37 protein-coding genes and 1 tRNA gene are annotated in these 22,526 nt (G+C 68.4%); 36 read left to right on the top strand and 2 right to left on the bottom strand.

Annotated features, from left to right (window positions below; translation table 11 throughout):
- Positions 1-1,192: RNA-guided endonuclease InsQ/TnpB family protein (locus IEY93_RS00515; RefSeq protein WP_229690742.1), on the bottom strand; the 1,192-nt coding region annotated here is incomplete at its 3' end.
- Between the two features lie 82 nt (positions 1,193-1,274).
- On the opposite strand from IEY93_RS00515, the gene IEY93_RS00510 reads away from it, so the two are divergent.
- The 12 genes from IEY93_RS00510 (at position 1,275) to IEY93_RS00455 (ending at position 5,856) form a co-directional block, all read left to right on the top strand.
- Positions 1,275-1,610, top strand: a complete 336-nt coding sequence (locus IEY93_RS00510) for a hypothetical protein (protein ID WP_189160910.1) — start codon at positions 1,275-1,277, stop codon at positions 1,608-1,610.
- A 52-nt stretch (positions 1,611-1,662) separates the two neighbouring features.
- Positions 1,663-1,908, top strand: coding sequence for a hypothetical protein (locus IEY93_RS00505; RefSeq protein ID WP_189160909.1), 246 nt, complete (start codon positions 1,663-1,665; stop codon positions 1,906-1,908).
- Positions 1,909-1,911: 3 nt separating this feature from the next.
- The gene (locus IEY93_RS00500) at positions 1,912-2,394 is read left to right on the top strand and encodes a hypothetical protein (RefSeq protein ID WP_189160908.1); all 483 of its coding nucleotides are present in this window, start codon (positions 1,912-1,914) and stop codon (positions 2,392-2,394) included.
- Complete coding sequence (locus IEY93_RS00495; RefSeq protein ID WP_189160907.1) at positions 2,384-2,695, top strand: hypothetical protein; 312 nt, start codon at positions 2,384-2,386, stop codon at positions 2,693-2,695. The genes IEY93_RS00500 and IEY93_RS00495 overlap by 11 nt, the downstream gene beginning before the upstream one ends.
- Positions 2,695-3,219, top strand: coding sequence for a hypothetical protein (locus tag IEY93_RS00490; RefSeq protein ID WP_189160906.1), 525 nt, complete (start codon positions 2,695-2,697; stop codon positions 3,217-3,219). Before IEY93_RS00495 ends, IEY93_RS00490 begins: the two co-directional genes overlap by 1 nt.
- Positions 3,209-3,502, top strand: coding sequence for a hypothetical protein (locus IEY93_RS00485; RefSeq protein WP_189160905.1), 294 nt, complete (start codon positions 3,209-3,211; stop codon positions 3,500-3,502). The genes IEY93_RS00490 and IEY93_RS00485 overlap by 11 nt, the downstream gene beginning before the upstream one ends.
- A complete protein-coding gene (locus IEY93_RS00480; protein ID WP_189160904.1) occupies positions 3,499-3,822 on the top strand; it encodes a hypothetical protein in 324 nt (107 codons plus the stop codon). The genes IEY93_RS00485 and IEY93_RS00480 overlap by 4 nt, the downstream gene beginning before the upstream one ends.
- Positions 3,823-3,897: 75 nt before the next feature.
- Positions 3,898-4,320: a hypothetical protein gene (locus IEY93_RS00475; protein ID WP_189160903.1), complete on the top strand. Its 423-nt coding sequence runs from the start codon at positions 3,898-3,900 to the stop codon at positions 4,318-4,320.
- Between the two features lie 2 nt (positions 4,321-4,322).
- The gene (locus IEY93_RS00470; RefSeq protein WP_189160902.1) at positions 4,323-4,664 is read left to right on the top strand and encodes a hypothetical protein; all 342 of its coding nucleotides are present in this window, start codon (positions 4,323-4,325) and stop codon (positions 4,662-4,664) included.
- Positions 4,657-4,992, top strand: a complete 336-nt coding sequence (locus tag IEY93_RS00465; protein ID WP_189160901.1) for a hypothetical protein — start codon at positions 4,657-4,659, stop codon at positions 4,990-4,992. Before IEY93_RS00470 ends, IEY93_RS00465 begins: the two co-directional genes overlap by 8 nt.
- Positions 4,979-5,542 carry a DUF6221 family protein gene (locus IEY93_RS00460; RefSeq protein ID WP_189160900.1) on the top strand — a complete coding sequence of 188 codons (564 nt, stop codon included), beginning with the start codon at positions 4,979-4,981 and terminating at the stop codon, positions 5,540-5,542. Before IEY93_RS00465 ends, IEY93_RS00460 begins: the two co-directional genes overlap by 14 nt.
- Entirely contained in the window at positions 5,539-5,856 is a 318-nt protein-coding gene (locus IEY93_RS00455) for a hypothetical protein (protein ID WP_189160899.1), read from the top strand. Before IEY93_RS00460 ends, IEY93_RS00455 begins: the two co-directional genes overlap by 4 nt.
- 135 nt (positions 5,857-5,991) lie before the next feature.
- On the opposite strand, the gene IEY93_RS00450 is transcribed toward IEY93_RS00455, so the two are convergent.
- Positions 5,992-7,383 (bottom strand): transcriptional regulator, encoded by a 1,392-nt coding sequence (locus tag IEY93_RS00450; RefSeq protein ID WP_189160898.1) that lies wholly within the window; start codon positions 7,381-7,383, stop codon positions 5,992-5,994.
- A 195-nt stretch (positions 7,384-7,578) separates the two neighbouring features.
- Here IEY93_RS00450 and IEY93_RS00445 point away from each other — a divergent pair, with 195 nt between their 5' ends.
- The 24 genes from IEY93_RS00445 (at position 7,579) to IEY93_RS00330 (ending at position 22,520) form a co-directional block, all read left to right on the top strand.
- Positions 7,579-8,616: a radical SAM protein gene (locus IEY93_RS00445; protein ID WP_189160897.1), complete on the top strand. Its 1,038-nt coding sequence runs from the start codon at positions 7,579-7,581 to the stop codon at positions 8,614-8,616.
- Positions 8,613-9,278: a dTMP kinase gene (locus tag IEY93_RS00440; protein WP_203967882.1), complete on the top strand. Its 666-nt coding sequence runs from the start codon at positions 8,613-8,615 to the stop codon at positions 9,276-9,278. Before IEY93_RS00445 ends, IEY93_RS00440 begins: the two co-directional genes overlap by 4 nt.
- 88 nt (positions 9,279-9,366) lie before the next feature.
- Positions 9,367-9,822 (top strand): NUDIX hydrolase, encoded by a 456-nt coding sequence (locus IEY93_RS00435; RefSeq protein WP_229690741.1) that lies wholly within the window; start codon positions 9,367-9,369, stop codon positions 9,820-9,822.
- A gap of 42 nt (positions 9,823-9,864) precedes the next feature.
- Positions 9,865-10,038 (top strand): hypothetical protein, encoded by a 174-nt coding sequence (locus IEY93_RS00430; protein ID WP_189160896.1) that lies wholly within the window; start codon positions 9,865-9,867, stop codon positions 10,036-10,038.
- Between the two features lie 120 nt (positions 10,039-10,158).
- On the top strand, positions 10,159-11,016 hold the full coding sequence (locus tag IEY93_RS00425) for a cell division cycle-associated 7 family protein (RefSeq protein WP_189160895.1): 858 nt from the start codon (positions 10,159-10,161) through the stop codon (positions 11,014-11,016).
- Positions 11,017-11,742: 726 nt separating this feature from the next.
- Positions 11,743-11,815, top strand: a tRNA-OTHER gene (locus tag IEY93_RS00420).
- A gap of 120 nt (positions 11,816-11,935) precedes the next feature.
- Positions 11,936-13,600, top strand: coding sequence for a TROVE domain-containing protein (locus IEY93_RS00415; protein WP_189160894.1), 1,665 nt, complete (start codon positions 11,936-11,938; stop codon positions 13,598-13,600).
- Between the two features lie 107 nt (positions 13,601-13,707).
- Positions 13,708-13,923, top strand: a complete 216-nt coding sequence (locus IEY93_RS00410; protein ID WP_189160893.1) for a helix-turn-helix domain-containing protein — start codon at positions 13,708-13,710, stop codon at positions 13,921-13,923.
- A gap of 183 nt (positions 13,924-14,106) precedes the next feature.
- The gene (locus IEY93_RS00405; protein ID WP_189160892.1) at positions 14,107-14,439 is read left to right on the top strand and encodes a hypothetical protein; all 333 of its coding nucleotides are present in this window, start codon (positions 14,107-14,109) and stop codon (positions 14,437-14,439) included.
- A 3-nt stretch (positions 14,440-14,442) separates the two neighbouring features.
- Entirely contained in the window at positions 14,443-14,958 is a 516-nt protein-coding gene (locus IEY93_RS00400) for a hypothetical protein (protein ID WP_189160891.1), read from the top strand.
- A 1-nt stretch (position 14,959) separates the two neighbouring features.
- The gene (locus IEY93_RS00395; RefSeq protein WP_189160890.1) at positions 14,960-15,148 is read left to right on the top strand and encodes a hypothetical protein; all 189 of its coding nucleotides are present in this window, start codon (positions 14,960-14,962) and stop codon (positions 15,146-15,148) included.
- The gene (locus IEY93_RS00390; protein ID WP_189160889.1) at positions 15,145-15,408 is read left to right on the top strand and encodes a hypothetical protein; all 264 of its coding nucleotides are present in this window, start codon (positions 15,145-15,147) and stop codon (positions 15,406-15,408) included. Before IEY93_RS00395 ends, IEY93_RS00390 begins: the two co-directional genes overlap by 4 nt.
- Positions 15,405-15,542 carry a hypothetical protein gene (locus IEY93_RS00385; RefSeq protein ID WP_189160888.1) on the top strand — a complete coding sequence of 46 codons (138 nt, stop codon included), beginning with the start codon at positions 15,405-15,407 and terminating at the stop codon, positions 15,540-15,542. The genes IEY93_RS00390 and IEY93_RS00385 overlap by 4 nt, the downstream gene beginning before the upstream one ends.
- 426 nt (positions 15,543-15,968) lie before the next feature.
- The gene (locus IEY93_RS00380) at positions 15,969-16,991 is read left to right on the top strand and encodes a phage antirepressor KilAC domain-containing protein (RefSeq protein ID WP_189160887.1); all 1,023 of its coding nucleotides are present in this window, start codon (positions 15,969-15,971) and stop codon (positions 16,989-16,991) included.
- The gene (locus tag IEY93_RS00375) at positions 16,988-17,269 is read left to right on the top strand and encodes a hypothetical protein (RefSeq protein ID WP_189160886.1); all 282 of its coding nucleotides are present in this window, start codon (positions 16,988-16,990) and stop codon (positions 17,267-17,269) included. The genes IEY93_RS00380 and IEY93_RS00375 overlap by 4 nt, the downstream gene beginning before the upstream one ends.
- Before the next feature lie 140 nt (positions 17,270-17,409).
- Positions 17,410-17,700 carry a hypothetical protein gene (locus IEY93_RS00370; protein WP_189160885.1) on the top strand — a complete coding sequence of 97 codons (291 nt, stop codon included), beginning with the start codon at positions 17,410-17,412 and terminating at the stop codon, positions 17,698-17,700.
- Positions 17,701-17,877: 177 nt separating this feature from the next.
- Positions 17,878-18,237 carry a hypothetical protein gene (locus IEY93_RS00365; RefSeq protein ID WP_189160884.1) on the top strand — a complete coding sequence of 120 codons (360 nt, stop codon included), beginning with the start codon at positions 17,878-17,880 and terminating at the stop codon, positions 18,235-18,237.
- An 80-nt stretch (positions 18,238-18,317) separates the two neighbouring features.
- Positions 18,318-18,479, top strand: coding sequence for a hypothetical protein (locus IEY93_RS00360; RefSeq protein ID WP_189160883.1), 162 nt, complete (start codon positions 18,318-18,320; stop codon positions 18,477-18,479).
- Between the two features lie 410 nt (positions 18,480-18,889).
- Positions 18,890-19,129 carry a hypothetical protein gene (locus IEY93_RS00355; protein ID WP_189160882.1) on the top strand — a complete coding sequence of 80 codons (240 nt, stop codon included), beginning with the start codon at positions 18,890-18,892 and terminating at the stop codon, positions 19,127-19,129.
- 193 nt (positions 19,130-19,322) lie between these two features.
- Positions 19,323-19,604, top strand: a complete 282-nt coding sequence (locus IEY93_RS00350) for a hypothetical protein (RefSeq protein ID WP_189160881.1) — start codon at positions 19,323-19,325, stop codon at positions 19,602-19,604.
- A 1-nt stretch (position 19,605) separates the two neighbouring features.
- Positions 19,606-19,998: a phage tail fiber protein gene (locus IEY93_RS00345; RefSeq protein WP_189160880.1), complete on the top strand. Its 393-nt coding sequence runs from the start codon at positions 19,606-19,608 to the stop codon at positions 19,996-19,998.
- A gap of 33 nt (positions 19,999-20,031) precedes the next feature.
- The gene (locus IEY93_RS00340; RefSeq protein ID WP_189160879.1) at positions 20,032-21,522 is read left to right on the top strand and encodes a hypothetical protein; all 1,491 of its coding nucleotides are present in this window, start codon (positions 20,032-20,034) and stop codon (positions 21,520-21,522) included.
- Positions 21,523-21,541: 19 nt separating this feature from the next.
- The gene (locus IEY93_RS00335; protein ID WP_189160878.1) at positions 21,542-21,829 is read left to right on the top strand and encodes a hypothetical protein; all 288 of its coding nucleotides are present in this window, start codon (positions 21,542-21,544) and stop codon (positions 21,827-21,829) included.
- Positions 21,830-21,839: 10 nt separating this feature from the next.
- Positions 21,840-22,520: a glycosyltransferase family protein gene (locus IEY93_RS00330; RefSeq protein WP_189160877.1), complete on the top strand. Its 681-nt coding sequence runs from the start codon at positions 21,840-21,842 to the stop codon at positions 22,518-22,520.
- Positions 22,521-22,526 lie beyond the last annotated feature (6 nt).

Below are 22,526 nucleotides of genomic sequence, written 5' to 3'. Positions count from 1 at the left end.
GGTTGCGGGCGGCGTTCACATCCCGGTCGTGCTCGAGACCGCACCCGCATGTCCACGTCCGGTCGGCGAGCGTGAGGCCTCCGTTGACAGCACCGCAGCCGCCGCAGAGTCTCGAGGACGGGAACCAGCGGTCGGCCGCCCGAAGCCTCGAGCCGTACCACTGGGTCTTGTACTCGAGCTGGCGGAAGAACTCGCCGAACCCCAGATCGGAGATGGCTCGAGCGAGCCGCCGGTTCTTGACCATCCCGGCGACGTTCAAGGTCTCCACGGCGATGGCCCGCTTGGTTCTCGCGAGCATCGTCGTGGTCTTGTGCAGGAAGTCAACCCGCTGGTTGGCGACCTCGAGGTGAACCCTGCCGAGCCGCTTCGCCGCTTTGGCCCGGTTGCTCGAGCCCCGCTGCTTACGCGCCACCGCCTTGTTCGCTTTTCGCAGCTTGCGGAGAGCGCTCTTCAGCGGCTTGGGTGCGTGGATCTCGCTGACGGTGCCATCGTCGTCCACGATGGTGGCGAAGATCTTCACGCCTACATCGATCCCGCACGCGGGCGCATCATTCGAGACGGTGCGGCGCTCGTTGACGTCGGCCCGGTCGATCTCGAGTTGGAACGACACCCACCAACGTCCGGCCTGCTCGCGGACGGTGGAGCCGATGACTCGAGCACGACCGTCAGCGATGCGGTCGGTCAGCCACGACATGTCCTCGAGCGTCGCCACCTTTCCGACGCCGGGGAGTTGGGCCACTCGAGCCGAGACGGGGCGGGCGCGGTCGGCGTCATAGCGGAACCTCGAGCCGTGCTTACGCTTCCGCCAGTCCGGGAAGCCGACTTTGCGGCCCGCCCGCTTTCCGGATCTGGAGTCGAAGAAGTTCTTGAACCCGGCAGCGCGAACCCGGCACGCCTCCTTCGGTACCCGCGACGACAAGCCCTCCTCGCCGAACCACGGGAACCGCTCGCGGTGCTCCAGACGCCACAACCGCTCGAGCGCGGGAGCCGACCACGGGACCGGAGTCAGGTCCTTGTCTGCGACGCCGTAGGTCTTCTCCGCCTCCCGCTGCTCGAGCGCGGCCTTCACCTTCTCGAGACAAAAGTTCTCCACTACCCGCGACAGGCCGGCGTGCTGGCCGAGTCGAGCCCTCTGAGCGAGGGTCGGAGCGAGCTCAACGCGAAAGCCCTGGCGGATGATCTGGGGGGACACGAGATCAACCTATCGACTGCCACCGACAAATCATCCCGCCTAACCCTCGCCTGCTGAACCTCGACTCCCCTGGAGAACCGAGATGAGCGTCAACTACTACGCGTTCACGTCCGAGACGCCCGAGGACGAGGAGGGGCTCCACATCGGCAAGCACGTCGCCGGCAAGGAGTTTCTGTTCCGCGCCCACCGTGACCTCGGGCTCGTCAGGGTCGAAGCATGGCACGAGTTCCTGTCCAAGCCCGGCGTCGTCATCCGCGCCGAGCACGGGCTGGAGAAGGCCGTCGAGGAGTTGATGTCCGACGCGACCAAGCGGCCCGCCGACGCTGCGGCTGCCGGAGAAGGGCACCTTTGGCCCCGCAGGGCAGTGTCGTTCCGCGCCGAGCGTGGCGTGCCCTTCGCTGACTACGAGTTCTTCTAACCGCCCCTCAACCCCCTGAACGGAGAACAGAGCGATGGCCGGAATCGGCGACTTGCGCGTGTCAGGCTTCACCGGTGAGCGGGACGCGACCGCGCGCAACCTCCGCGCCGCCCTGGCGGAGGTGCAGCGGCGGGCCGCGCTGATGGTCGCCGACCTGGACCGTGACCCCACGCGAGGCACATACGGCGGAGCAGCCCGGAACCTCGTCTCGGATGCCGGAGAGGTCGCACGCTTGGCCGGCGAGCTCGACATGGCCAACCGCCTCACCTTCCTGCTGCCCGACCCCAAGGAGGACTGACTCATGGCGAACCCCAGGGACAACCTGTCCCTCACCCTCACCGAACCGGAAGACGGAACTGTCCTGGTCGTCCGCCGGGGCGACGCCTACGAGGCGATCGTCCGAGACGACACCAACGGCGCCATCCGAGGCCGGCGCTGGTTTCCAGCCGCCAACCCCGATGAGCCGATGACGTGGCGGACGGCGCTGGAGTACGCCGAGCAGGTGTTCACCCTCGGAGCACCGCTCGACTCATCCGCGCCGAAGACCTCCGTCCGCGTCGGGCAGGTGTGGGGCGACAACGATCCACGGTCGACCGGCCGCAAGGTCCGCGTCGTCGAGGTCGACGACACCCACGCCACCGTCGAGGCGTACATCCACCCCGGCGCCCGCCACCTGCACTCAAAGCCGCCGCGTCGTTCCCGCATCCGACTGGACCGGTTCCGCCCCACCGCGACCGGCTACCGGCTGCTCCAGGACGCCCAGGAGGTGCCCGATGGACGTTGACACCGCGATCGTCCAAGCAGCCGACGCCGGCGGCTCAGACCGGATCGCCCGCGCACTGAAGATCGCCGTCGAGTACGGCAGCGTCGACGGCGACCACCACAAGGCGTGGACGATCGATCAGATGGTGCGGGCCCTGACTGGCTGCCCGATGGTGACCGAGTCCGCCATCGACTGCAACGGCGACCCGTACGAGTACGAGACTCAAGGCGAGTCTGAGCAGTACCGGACATTGGTGGCTGCCGCCTGCGATGGCGAGGACGGCCCGGAGACCTACGGCTGGGATGAAGGGATCGCACCCTGATGTCAAGCAGCACCGACGCAGCGGACTGGCCGTACGACGCGGATCGGGACGACCCGCTGACCGCGTTACGCATCCCGGTGACCAGCGCCTACCCCGGCTGGCGGTACACGGCATGCTTCGACCGCGAGTCCGCGGCCCGCCCCACCGACCTGGAAGCGCAGCAGCTCGCTTCGTTCATCGAGGAGTACCGCGAGCACTGGTTCAACGACTGGTACAAGGCGAAGCTCTCGCAGAGGCCGTTCGACACCGACGCCAAGACGGTGATCTTCCACAAGTGGGCCGAAGGCGACTGGTCCTACCGGCGTGACTCGTGGGAGCACGGCCCCTTCTGGGTGCCCGTCTGGCCGAACTTGCGCGGCGGCGAGCACGACGTCAAGAACTGGCGCGCCCCGCTGACGCTCGTTCAGGTGATGGACCGCATCCACACCATCTGCGACGAACCTATGAAGCGCTGGATCGACTGGAAGGCCGCCCACCCCGAGGTGTTCGCGGTCCCCGCCTTGGAGGTCCCCGATGCTGGTTGAGATGCTGACCGGCGGCGCCCTGGTCGCCGCCGGCCTCGTGCTGGGCCGGCTTCTGCCCGCCCGGCGAAGCACCCTGCGGCCCCCGAAGCCGGTCTGTGGCTGCGGCCATGGGCTCGCCTTCCACGACCCGGCCTCAGGAACGTGCCATGGCACCGTCCAGCAGGAAAGCAAGTGGGACTATATGGGCGACCCGGTCGCCTATAAGACGGCGCCGTGCACGTGCCGCCAGTACGACGGCCCTACTCCTCTGCCCACCGTGTACGCCCAGGAGGTGACCGGATGACCGACGGACCCGTCACCTCCCAGGACATCACCGACCTACGGGAGACAGTGCGTCAGGGCCGGATGACAGAGCAGATGTTCCTGGTCGAGCTGATAGCCCTGGTGAACCGGGTCCGCGTCGAGATGGAACGCATGACGGACCGGCTCACCGCACCATCAGCCGAGGAGGCCCGCATCAGGGCCGACGAACGCCGCAAGGTCGCCAAGGAGATCGCCCAGGAGATCCTCGCCGTAGACCCGGTGGAGTGGGCGCTCGCCGGCCAGCGGGCCGGGGAGGACGCTGTTCGCATCGTCCGCCGGATCGGAGGCCTTGCCCGATGAGACCGCCCACACTTCCCACCCGCTTCGAAGACTAGCTCCCCCTGGAGACGCAGGTCACCCTGATCGAGGAGTGGAGTGCTCGTCGTGGGTAAGCGCCGTCCCCGCCCGTGGCATCCGCGCCGGCGGGGCTTCCGCCGCATCTTCGACGCCGGCGTCACGGCGTGCTGGATGCGCCGCGAGGCCGACGGCACGGTGACGTGCATCGTCTACCTGGCCTACGGGTCCGGAGACACACGGGACGGCATCTGGACGCTGGAATGCCACCCTGGGGACCCCATCCTGTACGAGATCTACGACAAGCCGCACCGTGTCGCCTGGGTCGAAGATGTCCCCGCGGAGCGGCGGTGGTTCGGCGGGACGCTGGTCGACAAGCAGCCCGTACCCGCCGGCCCGCCACGGCGAACACCGAAGGTCCGCGGCTGGCGACACGGCCGCCGCCAGGTCGCGCACTCCGGATCAAACTGGCTGCCCCGCAAGTTCGGCGCCCGGGAGGCGTAGCCATGTCGATCTACGCGACGTTCCTCGCCCTGGACGGCGACGACCAGCCGTCCCCGCTCGTGTACCGCGGCTCCCACATCAACCCCACGTCCGATGATCCTCGCGGGGGTGCGCTGCTGATGTGCGGCATCCCCGACCACTGCCACCCCGACGCCCGCGGCAGCATCGACGACCCCGGCCGGCCGGTGGAGTTCCTCCGCCTCTTCGCCAAAGAAGACCCGGCGACCTACCAGGGCCAGGCGCAGGGAGAGGCGACACTCGTCCTCGACCTCGCGCAGGTGACAGAACTGCGGGACACCCTGACCTGGTGGATCGACAGCCGGACCGGAGACGTCGATGCCTGAGCAGACTTGGCGCATGTACGCCCACGACAGGGGCGGGACGTTCTACCATCTCGGCGACCGGCGCTATGTCGAAGCTCACGGGCTGCGTGACCCGATCGTCGAGGTCGAAGCCCGCGAGGTCGAGCACGACGCCCCGGATGGCACCCACTGGGGCTGGCTCCGGACTGGAGAGGACACTCCGATAATGATCTGGCCGGTTCGCGGGATGCTGTCGATGTGCTTCCCGTACGGCACGGACGTTGAGGAGCAGCGAGGCAAGGGGCGGGTTGTACGCCTGGCCGTGCGTGTGGTCGGTGAGCGGGAGGATGGTGTCCATGTCCCGCACTGACGAGATCGACACAGACGCCCTTGTGGCGTTCATCCGCGCCCGTCTCGACGAGGACGAGCGCCTAGCGCGGCAAGCCTGTGAGCACGCGAACGATGGGTGGCGACTGGGCGATCACGGCGAGGTCGTGCTGTGCTGGCCGCCAGAGCCGCACGTTGCCGAGAATGAGCGCCGTCTTGGGGTGCCGGTGACTGCGGACGAGTGGCGAGGTATAGACGTCCCGGGGCACATGGCACCGCACGTCGCTCGCCACGACCCAGCTCACGTGCTCCGCGACGTCGAAGCCAAGCGAAAGCTCCTCGATCAATACGAGCGCCTACTCCGCTCCAAGGAAGCCCATGCTGCGGCGGCCGAGGAGCTGAGTGCCGATTTGGAACGCCAGGAGCAGACCGGAACATGGGACGGCCCCGGGTTCCCGGACGTTCGCCTCAAGGCGCTGCGACGTGAGGACGACTACCTGGCCGCGATGCTGCCCGTACTCGGGGAGCTCGTGAAGGCTGCCGCCACGGTGCACTCCGACCACGAGGGCTATCAGGAGAGTTGGCGCCCATGAGCGACACCCGGATCGTCATCGACCTTCCTGGAATGGAGGCCATCGGATGGGCGGTCTCCCTTCTCGTGGCAGCTCAAGCGAAGCGAATCGCCGGCAGAAGCCGCCGATTCGCAGTCGATGGGCCCGTTGTGACCTCGACCCAGGTCGGCGCCCTTGCCGAGCTTGCTGGGCTCGACGCCATCCTGTCCCCTGCCTGGATCCCGGACTCGTGGACGGTGGTTGACGTTCCGGACGAGGAGATCCCGGAGATGGAAGAGGGGGAGGCGATGGTTTGGTGGGACGCCAGCTATAGAGACGCGGTGAGCCCACGGTGAGCACCCCGCGCCTGGCCTTCCTTGTGTCACCCTCCCCAAAGGGGCGCTCAAAGACGTATCCTCCGCGCCGGGCAGTAGCCCTGTGAAGTGAACCCGGGAGCCCGCCGGACGGCGGGTCGCCCGGGTTTCGTGTTCCTACGGCCGGCCGATCGCCGCGGCGAGTTCCCGGGCGCCGGCCACCCGCGGGTAATGGGTGACGAGGTCCCCAGCGATCCGCCGGTTCCCGGGCCGTTCCAACACCTCTCCAGGCGCGTCGGCGATGGCGCCCAGCAACGCCCGCGCCGTCTCCTCCGGCCTGTCCGCCGCCCACGCCGAGCGCGCGACGTCCGTCCGGTACCTCGCTCGCCGCTCAGGTGTGGGGAACATCTGTGGCCTCAACTCCTCCGCGAGGTGCAGGGCCTGCTCGGGGTCGCCGAGCGCGTAGTGGATGTTGGCCCTGTAGAGCCGGACACCGGGTACGCCCATCCCCGGCCCGGCGAGAGACGACAGGCGGCCGGCGATGCGCTCGACCTCGCCGATGCGGTCCACCGCCTCCCGCTCTTTGCCTGCCCACGCCATGGTGTACGCCAGAGCGCAGTGCAGCCGCAGGTAGGTCTGCGCCTGCTGCGAGGTGCGCAGCTTGGCCGCTTCGAGGTCGCTGATGCCCCGCTCCATCACCCTCGCGGCCGGGCCGAAGCGCCGCTCCTTACGCAGGAGCATCCCCATCAGACGGGACGCCGAGCCGATCATCGCCGGATCTCCGGAACGCTCGGCGATGAGCAGCGCCCGTTCCACCGCCAGCCGTGCCGCTGACCCGTGCCCGATCTTGTTGAAGGTTCTGACCATCAGCACGTAGCACTCCGACAGCAGCGAATACCCCGCTGGTGTGTCGGTCCGGTAGGCCATCTCCCGCGCTGACGCGAGCAAGGCGGGGAAGGCGGCCACCAGTGCGTTGAGTGCGGCGACGTCGTTGAGATGGTGCGCCTGCTGCAACCGCACCCGCACCTGCCGCAGACTCTCAGGCCGCAGAGGGTCAGGTGGTGCAGCCAGAGCGTCCTCGACCCGCTGGAGTAGCGACAGAGGCACGATCAGGCTGGTGGCGGTCAGCAGCTCACGGCGGCGCACAGGTTCCCCCCCGGTGTCGGCGTCGCCAGTGACCGTAACGGTGCGCGGCCGGGTGGTACCAGGCGCCGCGCGGCGCTTCGGTGCCTGTAACCCCAGCTCAGCAGGCGACACTCCGTACACCCTGGACAACACCGCCCAGTACTCCACACTCGGCAGCACCACCCCGTGCTCCCACTTGCACAGCATCGACGAGTTCAGCCGCGGCTTGTCCTGACCGTCCTGCTCACACAGCGCCGCTATGCGGTCGATTGCCTGCTGGCGGGACCAGCCGAAGGCCAGCCTCCGCGCCTCAAGCGGCAGCAGCTCCGGCAGCTCCTGAAGGATCGCCCGGCAGATCGTGGGGACGTCCATGCCGTCTCGCTGGCTCGTACGGCGGATTTCCTGAGCGCGGTGGTGGATCTGCGCCCGTTGTGCTCGGCTCATCGTGGCCATGAGGGACCTCCGGCGCGAACAACGTTGCACCGACAGTAGCGCCACCGCCACGCTCACAACATTGTCTTGGTGACATTGCCTCGCTCACTGTGACATTGATGCGCCAACGCACCTCGGCGGACCGTGTCGGAGACCCACCCGACACCCCGGCCCACACCAGGCCGGCAAACCCCAGAGGTGAGCCCTATGACGCTCATCGACATCCCGACCCCCGGTTTCCCGGGCGCCGGCGCGGACTTCGCCCGCCGCGGCGGTCAGCTCCGGGTGTCTTTCACGGCCCGCTGTCAGCTCGGCTGCTGGTTCTGCCACAACGAAGGCGAGGTGCCGCCCCGGATCACCCACCACAACCGGGCCGTGCAGCCCCGGCCCCGCGTCATGACCCCCGGCGACTACCTGACCGCGATCAACACGATGACCGCGGCCGGGATCCGCCGGGTGTTCTTCACCGGTGGTGAACCGTTGCTGTCCCCGGCCGCCCGGCCGGTCCTGGAGGGCATCCCCGCCCACCGGCCGGACGAGTACACGACCACGCTCATCACTAATGGCCTGACTCTCACCCGGGACCTGCCGTGGCTGGCCGCCACCACCTTGGACCGGATCAAGGTGTCGCTGCACTACTTCAGCGACGCCTCGATCGCCACGATCGCCGAAGGCAAAACGGGTGACATCGACAAGATCAAGGCCGGGATCGAGGCCGCCATCGACGCCATCCCCACCGTGGAGCTCAACCTGCTGCTCCAGGAGCTGAACGCCCACGAGGTGATGGACATCATCGGCTACGCCCGCCACCTCGGCATCGGCCTGCAAATCATCGAGCTCGTCGGCACCGACCACAACGCCGGCCTCGGCGGCGGGAAGGTCCCCTCGGGCGACATCGCCGCGCATCTGCGGTCCATCGCCACCGACGAGCAGGTGGTGACCTCCGGCACCGGGCAGGGAAGGCGGGTGTTCACCGTCCCCGGTGCCCGCGGCCCAATGACCATCGAGGTCATCGACGCATCCCTTGGCCGCCACCACACCGGCCAGTGCGGCACCTGCCCAGCCCGGTCCCGGTGTGTCGAGGGGTTCTGGGCGTTGCGCCTGGACTCGGCCGGGACCCTCGCACCCTGCCTGCTGCGTACCGACCTGCGCCTGGACGTCACCCCCCACACCGGCGACCCGGCCGCGTTCCTGTCGGCGGTCTCCGCCCACCTGGACGCCTTCACCGAAGGGACCCTGCAGTGACCACCACCGCACCCCGCAGCCCCGGCCACGTCCTGCCTGAGGCCTACCAGCCGGCCGACACCCCACGACGGGGGACGTTCGTGGTCTTGGAAGGCATCAGCGGCTCAGGGAAGTCGACCGTCGCCGCGCTGCTCGCCGCACGGCTCGGCTGCGCCCACTTCCACACCGTGCCGGCCCCGGTCAGCGACCTCCAGCCGTACATCAACGCCCATGCCCGCGCGTTCCCCCAGCTCGCGTTCTACTTCGCCGGAGCGCTCCACGCCTCCGACCTGGCCCGTGCCGCCCTCACCACCGGGCACGCGGTGGCCGACCGGTACGTCAACTCCGTCATCGCCAACCACGCCGCCGTCCACCGTCTGGACAACAAGACCGTGGCCGAGACCATCGCCCCCTACACCGGCTACCTCACCACCCCGAACCTGACGGTGTACCTGCGAACCGACCTGGACGTCCTCACGCGTCGCCTCGCGGCCAAGCCCGACCAGACGCAGAGCGACCGGGACCTCATGGCCGACCGGGGCCTGCTTGAGCGGCTTCAGGACCACTACGACGAGATCGCCCGCACCGACCCGACCGCTTGCCTGATGCCCACCGATGGCCGCACCCCGGCCGAGCTGGCCGACCGCATCGCCGCACTCATCCCTCGGCCCGCTCGCGCCTGACCAGCAGGCAACTATGCCACTGGGCGGCGCCGGAACCTACCGGCGCCGCCCAGCTCTCCGACGGCCCGCCCTGAGGTAGGTTGGCGTCGTGGCAGAGCCAGCCGGCCAGGTGTTCCGCCCGCACGTCGGCGTGCACCTCATTCTCGTCCAAGACGGCAAGGTGCTGCTGCTCCAGCGCGCCAACACCGGCTTCGCTGACGGCTACTGGTCGGTCCCCGGCGGGTGCCTCGACGAGGGTGAATCCCTCCCCGCTGGCGCAGCTCGCGAAGCGCTGGAAGAACTTGGTGTCGTGATCGACAAGGATGACCTGGTGTTCGCCCACGCCTGCCACCATGCAGACCCCGACGGGCAGGCCCGCCTCGGCATGTTCTTCACCGCGTCACAGTGGTCGGGGGAGCCGGTCAACGCCGAGCCGCACAAGTGCGCGCGGATCGCGTGGTTCGACCCCGCCAACCTTCCGCAGCAGATCGTCACCTACGTCCGCGCCGGCATCCAGGCGTACCGGACCGGTCGGACGTTCAGCCTTGACGGCTGGCCGGAGTAGCGGGCTGCTGCTGTTGGGGACGCCTGAGACAATGAGCAGGCGATGATCTCCTCCCCACCCCGTCTCCCTGTGGACGTCGTGCGCCTACCCGGCGGCGACGTCCTGCTGCTGCCCGCCGTCTGGCCGGTACGCCTCACCCCGGAGCAGCGCACCCACCTGGCGAGAGTCCTGCTGGGCGAGGAATGCGCCGAGCCCGCCGGGTGCTTGTCTCCGTAGAGACGCGAAACGGCTCCCCGCCCGCCAGCGAAGAGCCGTCCCACCTCCCACAACTGTCCGCATATCCCCCCGAAGAGATCGCGGCCCTGGTCGAAATCGTAGAGGCTAGGGGAGGCCGCGTTGTCCGAGCACATTTGTCCAGGTCGCTGCAACTCTCGCTTCCGAGACGAGTGGGACGCCTACCACCGCGCCGTGGACGTGTGGCAGGCCGTCCTCGAAGCACGCGCCAAGCGCCTCGCCGACAACCCCCACGCAGACCTCGGCACCGAGCCTGAGCGTCCCGCGGAGCCGACGCGCCGCCCATGGACGGGCGAGCCGCTCTGGTGCGGCAACGACGCCGCGGCGGTCCGCTCGGCCCTGGCCGACCTGGACGAGCTGATGGCCCTGCACCTCGCCGCCGGAGACGGCTACGGCACCGGCAGCGCCCAAGAGCGGGTGTCGTCCTCCCCGGAGCCGGCGTCCCCTTCCCCCAAGCACGACGACCAAGACGAGCTCCTGGAATGGCTCGCCGTGTGGGAGCAGTCCTACCGGGAGTCACAGGGCTGGCCGGCGAAACCGTACCGCGGAGTGTCCGCGCCCGCGCTCACGTCGGCGGTGGCGTGGCTGACCGGCCACCTGGACGCCATCCTCGCCCACCCCGACCTCGCCGAAGGCTTCGGAACGGGCGTGCTGGGCTGGCACTCCCGCCTCGAAGCGGCCACCAAGACCCGGGTCAAACCCCGCTGGATGCCCAGGGATCTGCGCTGCCACCAGTGCCACGCCAAGACCCTCGCCCAGCTCGAAGGTGAAGACCGCGTCGAGTGCCGCAACCCGTCCTGCGGGGAGGCGCGCGGCGGCCCTGTGGTGATGACCCTGGACGAGTACAACGCCCGCGTGGACGGCGCCAAGCCCGCGGCCCGGCTCGCCCGGATGGCCGCGGCAGCCGAACGCGTCCCCACCCCGTTCCCCGACTACGGCCTGAAGAGCGGGCGAGCATGACCGCCCGGTGCCCGACCTGCAATGGGCACGGCGAGGTCCCCGCTGAGAAGACGTGTGCGCTCGATGGGTGCGGTCGTACGTTCACGTGGCAGGACGGCGGCCGGGGCCGTGCCCGCCCACGTCGGGACGCGGCGTACTGCTCCCGGTCGTGCGCCCACACCGCGGCACAGCGTGCCTATCGGGCCCGGAAAGCGGCGTGACATGAAAGCCTGGCGCGGATTGTGTCACCATTTCCGCGCCCGCCGATAATCGCTACCTCGCGAACGCTGAGCGCGGTAGCGTTGCATGCAGTTCATCGGGCTCGGAGCGGACACGGGTCGAAGGACATCGGTTATCTCTTCGAATCGGATGCCGCCGGTGGCCATCCACACATCCGTGTCGGCTCCCGGCCCGGTGAACTGGTCAGGTCTGGTGCCGGCACGGGTCGAAGTCTCGTCGGTTATCCACTGTTAATGGGGTTGTCGCGGGTTCAAGTCCCGTCACAGGTTCGCCTGTGTAGCTCAGTTGGCAGAGCGCCAAAAGGCCGGTGGGCGCGCCCACATCCGTGCCGGTTCCAGACCTGATCGCTCGTCAGTCCTGTCGGCGGTACGGGTCGAATCTCGATCGGTTATCACTCGCTGGTGAATGCAGGTTCGAATCCTGTCGGGCCGTTCGCGACCCGTCGCCCAATTGGCAGGGCAAAACCCGGTCGGTACACCACATCCGTACCACCGACAGGACTGACGGGCAGGGGAGAGCGGGTCGAAGTCCGTCGGTTATCGGGCGCCGGGTACGCAGGTTCGAATCCTGTCGCCCTGCACTCACGCGGGACGTCGTCTAGCGGCCCAGGACGCCGGCTTAAACACCGGCAGACACCACCACATCCGCTCTCCCACTCCCCACATCCGCCGCACGGCGGGTCGAACCCTTGGAGGCCGGCATGGCTCGTGACCCTCTCGCATCCGTTTCCACGATCGCGACCCTGCAGACCCAGCGCATTCCCGGCCGCGCCGACCAGGTGAAGAACGCGGCCGGCGGCTACGCGTACGCCAAGGACACCTGGACGCGCCTGGAGGACTTCCTGATCCTCGGCACCTCGGGCGGAACGTACTACGTCGGCGAGGACAAGCTGACCGCCGACAACGCCGACGTGCTGTTCAAGGCCATCACCGAGGACGGTTCGCGCGTCGTCGCGTTGCTCGTCGACGTCTCGACGGCACGCCCGCCGCGGGCGCCGAAGAACCGGCCGGCGCTGTTCGCTCTCGCCGCCGCCTACGCCAAGGGCGACGCCGACACCCGGCAGGCCACGAAGACCGCCCTGTCGAAGGTGGCCCGCACCACCGACCACCTGGCGATGTTCTTCGGCTACTACAAGAACCTCGGCGGCAAGGCGACCGGCCGCGGCTCCGCCCCCGTCGTCGGCCGCAGCCTCCGTACGGCGCTCGGCTCGTGGTTCCTCGACGGCTCCCCGGACGACGTGGCGTTCCGAGTGTGCAAGGCCCGCCAGCGCAAGACCCCGCAGGGCGAGGCGTTCAACCTGCGCGACGTGCTCCGCATCGCCCACCCGTCCGCCGACGGCGACCAGCGCAAGACGCTGTTCGGGTGGATCGCCGGGAACATCTCCGACGACGAGGCCCGCGACGAGCTGCCCGCCGTGGACCGGTTCCTCACCGCCAAGGCCGTCACCACGGTCGACCAGGCGGTCCGCGTGGTCACCGAAGCCCGAGTCCCGTGGGAGTTCCTTCCCGACGCGATGCTCCGCGAGGCCAAGGTGTGGGACGCCCTCGTGGACACGGTGGGCATGACGGCGCTCGTCCGGAACCTGTCCCGCATGACCCGCATCGGCACGCTCAAGCCTATGGGCGACGCAACCCGCCGTGCGGTCGCCCGACTGACCAACGCCGAGGCGATCCACCGGGCCCGCATCCACCCCATGGACGCCTGGCTCGCCATGCGCGTCTACGCCTCCGGCCGCAGCCAGCCCAACCCGCGAGCCGACGCCCACACGTGGCAGCCCGTCCCCGCGATCCTCGACGCCCTGGAGGAGACCTACGAGCTCGCCTTCGGCGCCGTCGAACCGTCCGGGAAGCGACTCCTGGTCGCCGTCGACTCATCCGGGTCGATGTCGTGGGGCGGTGGCATCGTCGTGGGCGGCTCCCCGCTCGGCTCCCCGTACGAGGTCGGCTGCGCCATGGCGGCCATAATGGCCCGCATCGAGAAGGGTAACGTCCACGTCATCGACGTCGACACCTCCGTCCACACCTCGAAGGTGACCCCGCGCACCAACCTGCGCGAGATCGCCTCCTGGAGGCCCTCCGGCGGCGGCACCGACCTGTCGCTGCCGTTCCTGTGGGCGGCCCGCGAGCGGCTCGACGTGGACGGGTTCCTCGTGTTGACCGACAACGAGACCTGGGCCGGCCGCCAGCACCCCTCGCAGGCACTCGCCGCCTACCGGAGCGGCATCAACGCGAACTCCCGGGTTGTTGTGGCCACCCTCACCCCGGGCGGCTACTCCATTGGGGACCCCACCGACGCCGGCGTACTCAACATGGCAGGGCTCGATGCGTCCCTGCCGATGGTCGTGAACGGCTTCATTCGCGGCTGATTCGCGCGCCGAATTGCCAAAGATCCGAAAATCTGCAACGCTACCGCCTGCAGACATATGCCCTCAGGTCCTCACCTGGGGGCATTCGGCGTTTCTGGGGGTGCTCCATGGACCCCGAGATCGCCCCCGAAGACGTCGTCACCCCATCACAGGCCGCGGCACGGCTGGGCGTTCCCGCCGGCACCGTCCGATCCTGGATCTCTCGGAATCGGGACCGCGTTCAGCCCATCGGCACGATCGGCCGGTACAACGTCTACGACTACCGGGTCCTCGCTCGCATCGAGGTCGAGATGCGATACAAGCCGGATTCCGAGGTCGCCTGAAGTTTCCTCGGTCGCACGCCCTGGGTTTCGTCCGCCAGGGGCGTGCGGTGCTCCGCCGGCCCTTCCCCAGAGCCGACGTAGAGCCCTCCCCGGGTGCGGTCCCCGGCGTCCCTCCTGGCATTCCGGGGGGTGTGCCTAAGGGGCGCCGGGACCGCACCACCCCTCACCCCCCGGAGAACGAACGTGGATGAGAAGCTCACCGACATCGAGCGTGAGGTCGTCCAGAAGGCCAGCAGCAAGCTTTCGAAGTGGTCCATCTGGTCCGTCGCCGCGGCCGTGGTCTGTACGGCTGCCGCTATCTGGTTCGGCGACTGGCGGCCCTTCGGTATCGCGCTCCTGCTCGTTCTGGTCGCGGTCGCTTTCGTGGCGGTCAACCACGAGCTGCTCGCCCCGAAGAACGAAGCCAAGTGGGCCAAGCACATGCGGACCACGGAGCGGGCGAAGAAAGCCCGGGAGGAGCAGCGCCGCCGCCGGGTCGAGGACCTGGAGCGCGACCTGTTCGGCTCGGAGGGCTGACCGGTGACCTTCCCCGACATGCTCGGCTACGCGGTCATTGAATCCGACGGCAACGGCGGCTACCCGTCCTTCTGCGTGCACGGCCCCGACCCCGTGGACACCGACTATGCCAGGGCGTACGACCAGTGGCGGCTCCTGGCGGAGAGCCGCCCGAACCGGCGGTATTCGATCTGCAAGCTGGTTCCCGTGGAGCCCGTGCAACCCGAGGGTGATCCGGAGGATCGACTGCCGTTCGACTGGGCGCGAATAGACCAGAAGGTCGCGGCCGGTCAGATCACCGATCCGGTATGGATCGACCTCCACATGGCGAGCTCAGCGGTCCGCGCGCGACTGGGTATCAGCGGCACGATGGCCGATGCCCGCGAGGTCCCTCACCCGTTCACCGCAGCGGGCGGGGAGCCGTTCAACAAGATCGAGAAGTTGAGTCAGTACTGCGCGGCGTGCGGAGAGATTCGGCCGCTGATCGCCCACAAAGAGTCCTTCGCCCGCTATCAGATCAGCGCACGCGCGGAGGGCTGAGATGCCGTCGAAGCTGACCGCCGCGAACGTCGCCGAGGTCGCCGCCTGGATGCGCCGCTGGCGTGGCGCCCACCCGGTGAACGTCGCAGCAGGCCCGTGGAGAGTCCTCGCCCATCAAGGCGACGGCCAGGTCCTGGTGTTCCAGGGCGACGCCCTGCGCCGGCTCCTGCCGAAGGAGACAGCCGCGTGATCGTGATCCAGGTGGCCTTCGTCATGCTGGTATCCCTAGTCGCCGTCATAGCGTTGGCCGGCTTCTTTGGGCTGCTGAACCTCGCGCTCCTCGGGTTTGACGCCGGATGGCGGGCCCATGTCGCGGTGTGGGCGGGCAGCGTTCTGGTGCTTTGCCTGGTGGCTGTGGCCATGCCCCGGTACATCCAGGTGAGCCCTGAAGGTGACCGGCTGATCTTCAGCTATGACCGGCCTGCCGCGCTCTCCCAGAAGGCCCTGTGATCAGGCTCCGCCTCGCCCGCCTATTCCGCTCGGCCGCCGACAAGCTCGACCCTCCCGGGTTCGAGTACCGGATCGACTTCTGCCAGCCCGGCGAGGTTCACGACTGGTCGAAGGTCAGCGACGAGATGCGCTGACTCTGGGGCCGGCCGGAGAGCCGACGATGAGCACAGCCCGACTCTGAACAGGACCACGGGGACGGGCTGCCACAAATCGCCTAACTCCTCAGGATGAGCCAGGATCGCCGAGGATGGCAGAGTTTCGCCGAGAATCAGCGAGTTTCGGCGAGGATCGGCGCGCTTCACGTTAATTCACTGAGACTCACAGAGATTCACAGCGATCGACAGAGAAGGCTCATTCAGGCACATCCGGGCACATGTGCAGGTAGATGCAATGACCTGCAAGGATGCTGGTTGGGATGCCTTCTCTATGAGCCTTCGCGGAGGCGTGCTAAATAGGTCCGGAATGCTAGGATTTTCGTAAGGCGCATCGAAATGAGAATGCCCGACAGTCGCTCTAACGACTGCCGGGCGGCCGATCAACCTCTCTGACAGGAGATCGACATGGGCAACCCTAGCCCCTTCCCGGATGACCCCGCTGGTCAGGTCCCTGAGTTCACCGAGCTGGAGTTGTTCGGCGACGTGGCCGAGGTGTCGCCGTTCGATGAGATCCGCCAGGTCGACAATGACGGCGAGTTCTGGTCTGCCCGTGACCTTCAGCCGATCATGGAGTACGACCAGTGGCGGCGGTTCGCGGACTCGATCGAGCGGGCGATGGTGGCGTGCAGGAACAGTGGGCAGAGGGTCGAAGATCACTTTGCCGCCTCCGGCAAGATCACAACGAACGCCCGCGGCCAGAAGCGTGTCCTCGACGACTACCGCCTCTCCCGCCACGGCGCCTACCTCACTGCGATCAACGGCGATCCTCGCAAGGAAGCGATCGCAAAGGCGCAGACCTACTTCGCTGAGCAGACTCGGAAGCAGGAACTTGCCGAGCAGGCTTCCGCTCCGTCTGCCGGATCGGAGTCGGCCGGCGTCGTCGACCTTTCGGACGTCAGGGCGCTCAAGCGGTTCCATGAGATGTTCGGCGCAGCCTTGGCGAAGATCGATGAGCAGGCCGTCCAGATCGAGGCTGAGCGCCAGGGCCGCATGATCGAAGCTGCCGGCCGTCACGCCGCCGAGGACGAAGCCGCGGCCATGGAGACGCGGGCCGCGCAGGCGGACCACCACCGCGCGGCGGACGGCATGATGACCGTCGGCGACCTGGCGAACAAGCTCAAGGCGTGGGCGAAGGACGAGTGCGGCGTCAAGATCCTCCACCAGGAGGTCTGGGACTTCTGCCGTGAACTGGGCCTGCTTATCAAGAACAAGAACACGGTCCGCAAGAACCGGGTGACCTCGTTCGCCATCGACAACGGCTACATGCGGGAGAAGGAGTCCGAGCACGAGGACCCCGAGACCGGCAAGGTGTACGTCAACCACACCCCGCGCGTCACCCCCAAGGGTGAGGGCTACATCTGGGACCGCGCCACGCGCCGCATCGCCGACACCGGCACGCTAAAGCCGATCGGGGTGGGTGCCGCGTGAGCTTCGTTCCCCGCTACAACCCGGACCACTACCTCGACGGGGACGGCGAGGATGAACCGCCGTTCGAGGACGGGATGGACGTCCCGTTCTTCACGGGCTTCACGCTGGGCCGGATGTGGCAGCGCCTCAAGACCGGCTCCCCGGTGCGGGCCGTCGTCCACACCTACGGTACGGAGATGGTGATCCGTATGGCCGAGGCCAAGGGGCTGCCGTTCAGTGCCGAGTACCTGAGTGACTCGTTCTCGCTGGTGACGATCGGCGCACTTCCCACGGAGTAGCGCCCACTGTTCTTCGGCCCGGCTTCCCGCGTGTCCACGACCATGCTGGAGCGGCCGGGCCGAGTTCGTCTCAGGGTGTCCGGCCGGTAATCGGCGACTGGCCGGACGCCCTGACCCAACCCCCTAGCTTCGGAGTCCGCATGGGCAACCAGATCATCCGTCAGCCTGACGGCCATCTCGCGATCTTCTGCTCCAGCACGGACACCATCATCATCTGGGACGCCACGGCTGAAGAGATCGTCGAGTGGTTCGCTGAGCAAGCTGCTGAGCGCGCCCGCGAAGACGCCCGCCGCCACGTCGAGAACGTGGCCACCGGCGATGCCCGGAACTCCTACTACCAGTTCACCAAGACCTGGGAACAGGCGTTGACTATGGACCGCGAGCACGGCGGTGAGGTGTGGCAGCACTTCCCGACCGCTGAATCTGGGTGAGCCTCCCGTGGGCGACGTTCGGGCTGGCTGCCGGGACGGCCGCGTTGTGGACGCCGCCCCGATCGCCCGCAAGAGCATCGGCCGGCGCGAGCGTGAGGTGGCCGACTACTACCGGCGGCAGGGTGCCCGGTTCGAGACGCTGCCAGACCCGCCCTCGTGAGCCTCTGGAGGTACCCGGTGGCACTCGGCGTCGGCATGCCCGCATTGATGCACCTGAACGCCTTCGGCCGCGAGGTCGAGGACGCATTCGGCCATGTGCCGTACTTGGTCGGTTCGGCCGCTCAGGGCAAGGTGTGGCGGGACGTGGACGTCCGGCTGATGCTGCCTGACGAGGAGTTCGACGCCTTGTTCCCCGGCCACGGCAAACCGGACATCACGGATGGCCGCTGGTCGCTGCTGTGCGCCGCGCTCGCCGAACTTGGACGGGTCCGCACGGGCCTGCCGATCGACTTCCAGATCCAGCGCGCCACCGAAGCCAACGAGCGCTACAACGGCGTCCGGCACGCCTTGGGCCTACGGCTCCACTGGGACGCCTGACCAACACCCCCTGAACCCCCCGAAGGGCCGATGACCACCACCGCTGACTCCACTTCGCTCAACCCCCCCCCGGAGTGATCGTGAACATCTTCGAAGCTGACCGGGCCTACCAGGGCTTCGGTGTGGACGGTCTTGTCCTGTGTGCCGCCTGCGGGTTGGCCGTCGTCGACGGCTGGCAGCCGGAGCACACCCGGTTCCATGAGGCACTCGCTGCGCTCGTCCCGCTCAACCCCACCCCCTAACCCCCTGGAGACCTCGATGGCTACGTCTGCGCCCACATCGAACACATCCGTCGCGCCGGGCTGGGAGGGCACCGTCGGCCCGTTCGAGAGTCAGTACGGTGAGCCTCACGTGTACGCCCGTGACGTGCACTCTGGCTCGGGGAACTGCGTCTGCGGCGCGGCGCTCGGACATCGCCGGCATGTCCAGGCCGCACCCGGTGTTCCAGTCCCTGATTGGGCACGGTCGTGAGCAACAGCCGCAAGCGGGCGATCCGTGCCCTGATGGCTGAGACGGGCTTGAAGTACACCGCAGCGATGCGCGAGCTGGACCGGCGAGAAGCGGAACGGGAGCAGGGTACGGCGGAGCCGACGGCATCGGATCACCGGACCCCTGTCGAATAAGTGTTCGAACATCTGGGTAACCTGCACCTATGCAGGACCGCCCACCCGTCGTCTGGCTCCCCAGCCTCGACCATGGCGCCCACCTGCTCGCCTGGCTGCTCCGAGACGACGGCGAATGGTGGGCGCACCTCCAGGTGATCCACTTCGTCCCTGACGCTGGGTTCGGCCAGCGGGGCACGTTCTACGGCTGGGAGCTCACCGCACACTCCTCGCTGATCGAGCAGCGCGCCGGTTGGGACTACTCCGGGGTGCCTCGCCGCCGTACGTGACCGGCCGGGAGGTGCTCGTGAGCTGCCTCCTGTTCTTCCACCGCTGGCAGGACGTTCCAGGCACGCGGGTCGGCCGGATCGTCAACCAGCGGTGCTCGAAGTGCCATAAGACCCGCGTCCACATCTCCTGATCTTCAGACCAGCAAGCGCCGACCTCTCCGGGTCGGCTCTATCGCGTGCCCGGAGGACATGAATGACCACTGTGTGGCTCGGCAACCGCAAAGCGGTCGAGGTGACTCGCAAGTCTGACGGCTCCGCCGAGCGCCGGCCCTTGAAGGGGAAGCGCTGTACGACGGTGTCCCCACCGGAGGGGCAGCCCATCGGGGACACGTTCACCGCGATCACCGGCGCGGGCGGTCTGTGGCCCTACCATTCCGACGCTCCCGCTCCGGCCTGGGTCGCGTCCACCGATCCTGCTCTCGCCCAACTGCTCGCCTCCCACTACGGGTGCGAGCTCCGCGACCCGGAGGCCTGACATGTTGACCAACGGCGGCCGTGATTTCGTCGCTGACTCGCTTGGGAAGTCGGCTTCCCGGCCCGCGGTCGCGGACTACATCGCGCTGACCGCGAACTCCACGTCCCCGTCGGCGGCGGACACCACCCTGTCGGGCGAGATCACTACGAGCGGTGGCGGCCTGGTCCGCGCGCAGGCGACCTACGCGCACACCAACGGCCAGGCGACGTACACCCTGACCAAGACCTTCACCGCGAACGGCTCGGATTCGCTCCCCGTTACGATCGCGAAGATCGGCGTGTTCAACGCATCCTCGGGTGGCACGCTGGTGTACGAGACGTTGCTGGGTGCCACGGCAACGCTCAGCGCCTCCGGTGACGCCCTGGCGATCACTGAAACCGTCACGATCTCCTAGCGCCCTGCCGGCTCCTACTTTGGAGGTTCGGCTGTGGCGTGGAGTCTCGTCGCGTCGGACACCGCCGCGTTCGCCGACGGCAACGCCGGCCACATCTTCGATCTGGGATCGGCGCCGACCGTCGGTGACATCGACGTCCTGTTCGTCAACTCGGACACGGTGGTGTCCACCCCGGCCGGGTGGACGCTCCCTTCGGGCGGGTCGCTGGTCACCAACCAGGGCGCGTACGTCTTCTACCGGATCGCCGTCGGCGGCGAGAGCAGCACGGTCACCATCACCACCAGCGGTGACTTCAACGCCGCCGCGGGCTGGTCGCGGTGGCGCGGTGGCAAAGCCTTCGACGTGGCCGGCGGCGCGCAGGTCAACTCCGCGGTGGGCGGCGCGACCCCGTCGCTGACGTTGGGCCCGCTGGCCGAGGCCAACGAGCTGGTCGTCGTCGCCGCGTTGTTGCACCGGTTGGCGTCTCCGACGCCTTCGACGCCGGTGTGGTCGTCGGGGTACACGTCGCTGACGTCGGTTACCCAGGGCACCGGCAACCCCGGGTGCACGCAGTTCGTCGCGTACAAGACCGGGGCGGGCACGGCATCTGAGACGCCGTCGTGCACGTGGACCGACGGCGCGTTCGACCGGTACATCCTGGCGGTCGCGTTCACGATCGATCCGGGCGGGCCCGCGCAGCGTGACGCAACCGACTCGGTGGCCGTCTCCGACGCGACCGCCGGGACGCTGGCCGCGGGCCGGGCGTCAGCGGACTCGTTCACGGTGTCCGACAGCCCGTCTCGCGCCGTCACCCGGACCCGCGGAACCTCTGATGTGCTCGCCGTCTCCGACAATGCCGGGCGCGGAGTGGCCGTCCTACGCAACGCCGCAGACGAAGTCGTCATCTCAGACGACCCGGGACGCGCCCTCACCGGGTCGCGGGCCGCCACGGACTCGGCCGTGCCGACCGACACTCCTACCCGTGCCCTGTCCACAGCCCGATCGGCGCCGGAGACGGTCCAGCTTGGCGACACCGCCACCTCGGCCGTCACTCTTCTGGCCGCAGCCACTGACGCTGTGAGCGTGTCCGACGACGTGCAGGCCGTCCCGACCACCGTCGCCGGCGCATCCGACTCCGCGTCCTTCGAGGACACCGCAGTCGCGGTCCTCACTCTTTCTCGCGGCCTGGCCGACACCGTAACTGTTGAGGATGTGGCGTTCCCAGCGTCCACCGTCGCCGCGTCCGCCGCCGACACTCTCACCTTCGACGCTGCAGCCGCTGCCGCGGCACTGCTGCCCCGTACCGTCTCCGATGCCGTCGACTTGGCCGACGAACCGGCCGCGGCTTTGGCGTACACCGCACACGCCGCCGACGCCGTCCACCTGGCCGACACCGCTACCCGGTCCGCGCAGACGTTCCTCCGCCCCGCAAGCGACGCCGTGCACGTGACCGACACCGCTACCATCGCTGACCCCGGCATCGACATCACCGTCACCGTGGCCGCGCCGACACGTGTCTGGTCCGTCGGCCGCCCGTGGATCTGACTCGGCAGGGGAGGCGCCGATGCCCATCTTGACCATCCCCTCGGAGTCCAAGGAGTACCTGCACGTCCCGGTGACCGGCACAGGCAGCTTGAGTGACTACCCGGTGGAGATCGCCGTGGTCCCTTACGGGACGGACCCGACGTCGCCGGCATGGAAGACGGCCGTGTGGGACGGCGCCAGCGCCAAGGTCCTCATCGGTCCCGGCACGTCATTGGAACTCGTCGCTGGTCCGTACGGGGTGTGGGTGCGCATCACGACCAGCCAGGAACGACCGGTCTTATACGCCGGCCCGATGAAGATCTCCTAAGGAGCCGTGTTTGTCTGACCTGCTGGTGATCGTCCCCTCGCGCGGGCGTCCCTCCGCCGTAGCCGAACTGCTCGACTCGTGGAGGCAGACCACCGGCGGTGCCGCCGAGCTACTCGTCGTGGTCGACGACGACGACCCGGCGCTGCCCGCCTATCGGGCTCTTGACGTCCAGGTGCGGGTCCACGCCTCAACGGGGACCCGTGGCATCGTGCCGGTGCTCAACGCGGCTGCGATCGAGGCGGCCGAGTCCTACCCGATGGTGGGTTTCTTCGGTGACGACCACCGGCCCCGCACCCAGGCTTGGGATGTGACGCTCGCCGAGGCCCTCGCCGAGCTCAAAACGGGGCTTGTCTACGGCGACGACCTGCTCCGCGGGGAGGCGCTGCCGACAGCCGTGGCGATGACGTCGAACATCGTGACAACCCTCGGCTGGATGGCGCCGCCGACGTTCACCCACCTGTGGGTCGACAACGTGTGGCACGACCTGGGACACACGCTCGGCCGTCTCCGCTACCTGCCAGGCGTGGTGATCGAGCACATGCACCCCGCCGCGGGCAAAGGCCAGTGGGACGAGCTGTACAAGACCGTCAACGACGACTCGATGTACGCCCGGGACAAGGCGGCCTACAAGGCGTACCACGAGTCCGGCCAGTTCGACCGTGACGTGGCCGCGCTGCGCACCCTGCCCTAGGAGGCC

It is taken from the genome of Sphaerisporangium melleum (assembly GCF_014646695.1).
GTDB classification, from domain to species: domain Bacteria; phylum Actinomycetota; class Actinomycetes; order Streptosporangiales; family Streptosporangiaceae; genus Sphaerisporangium; species Sphaerisporangium melleum.
Note: the sequence above shows the minus strand (reverse complement) of the source record. Positions and strands in the feature narration are given on the sequence as shown.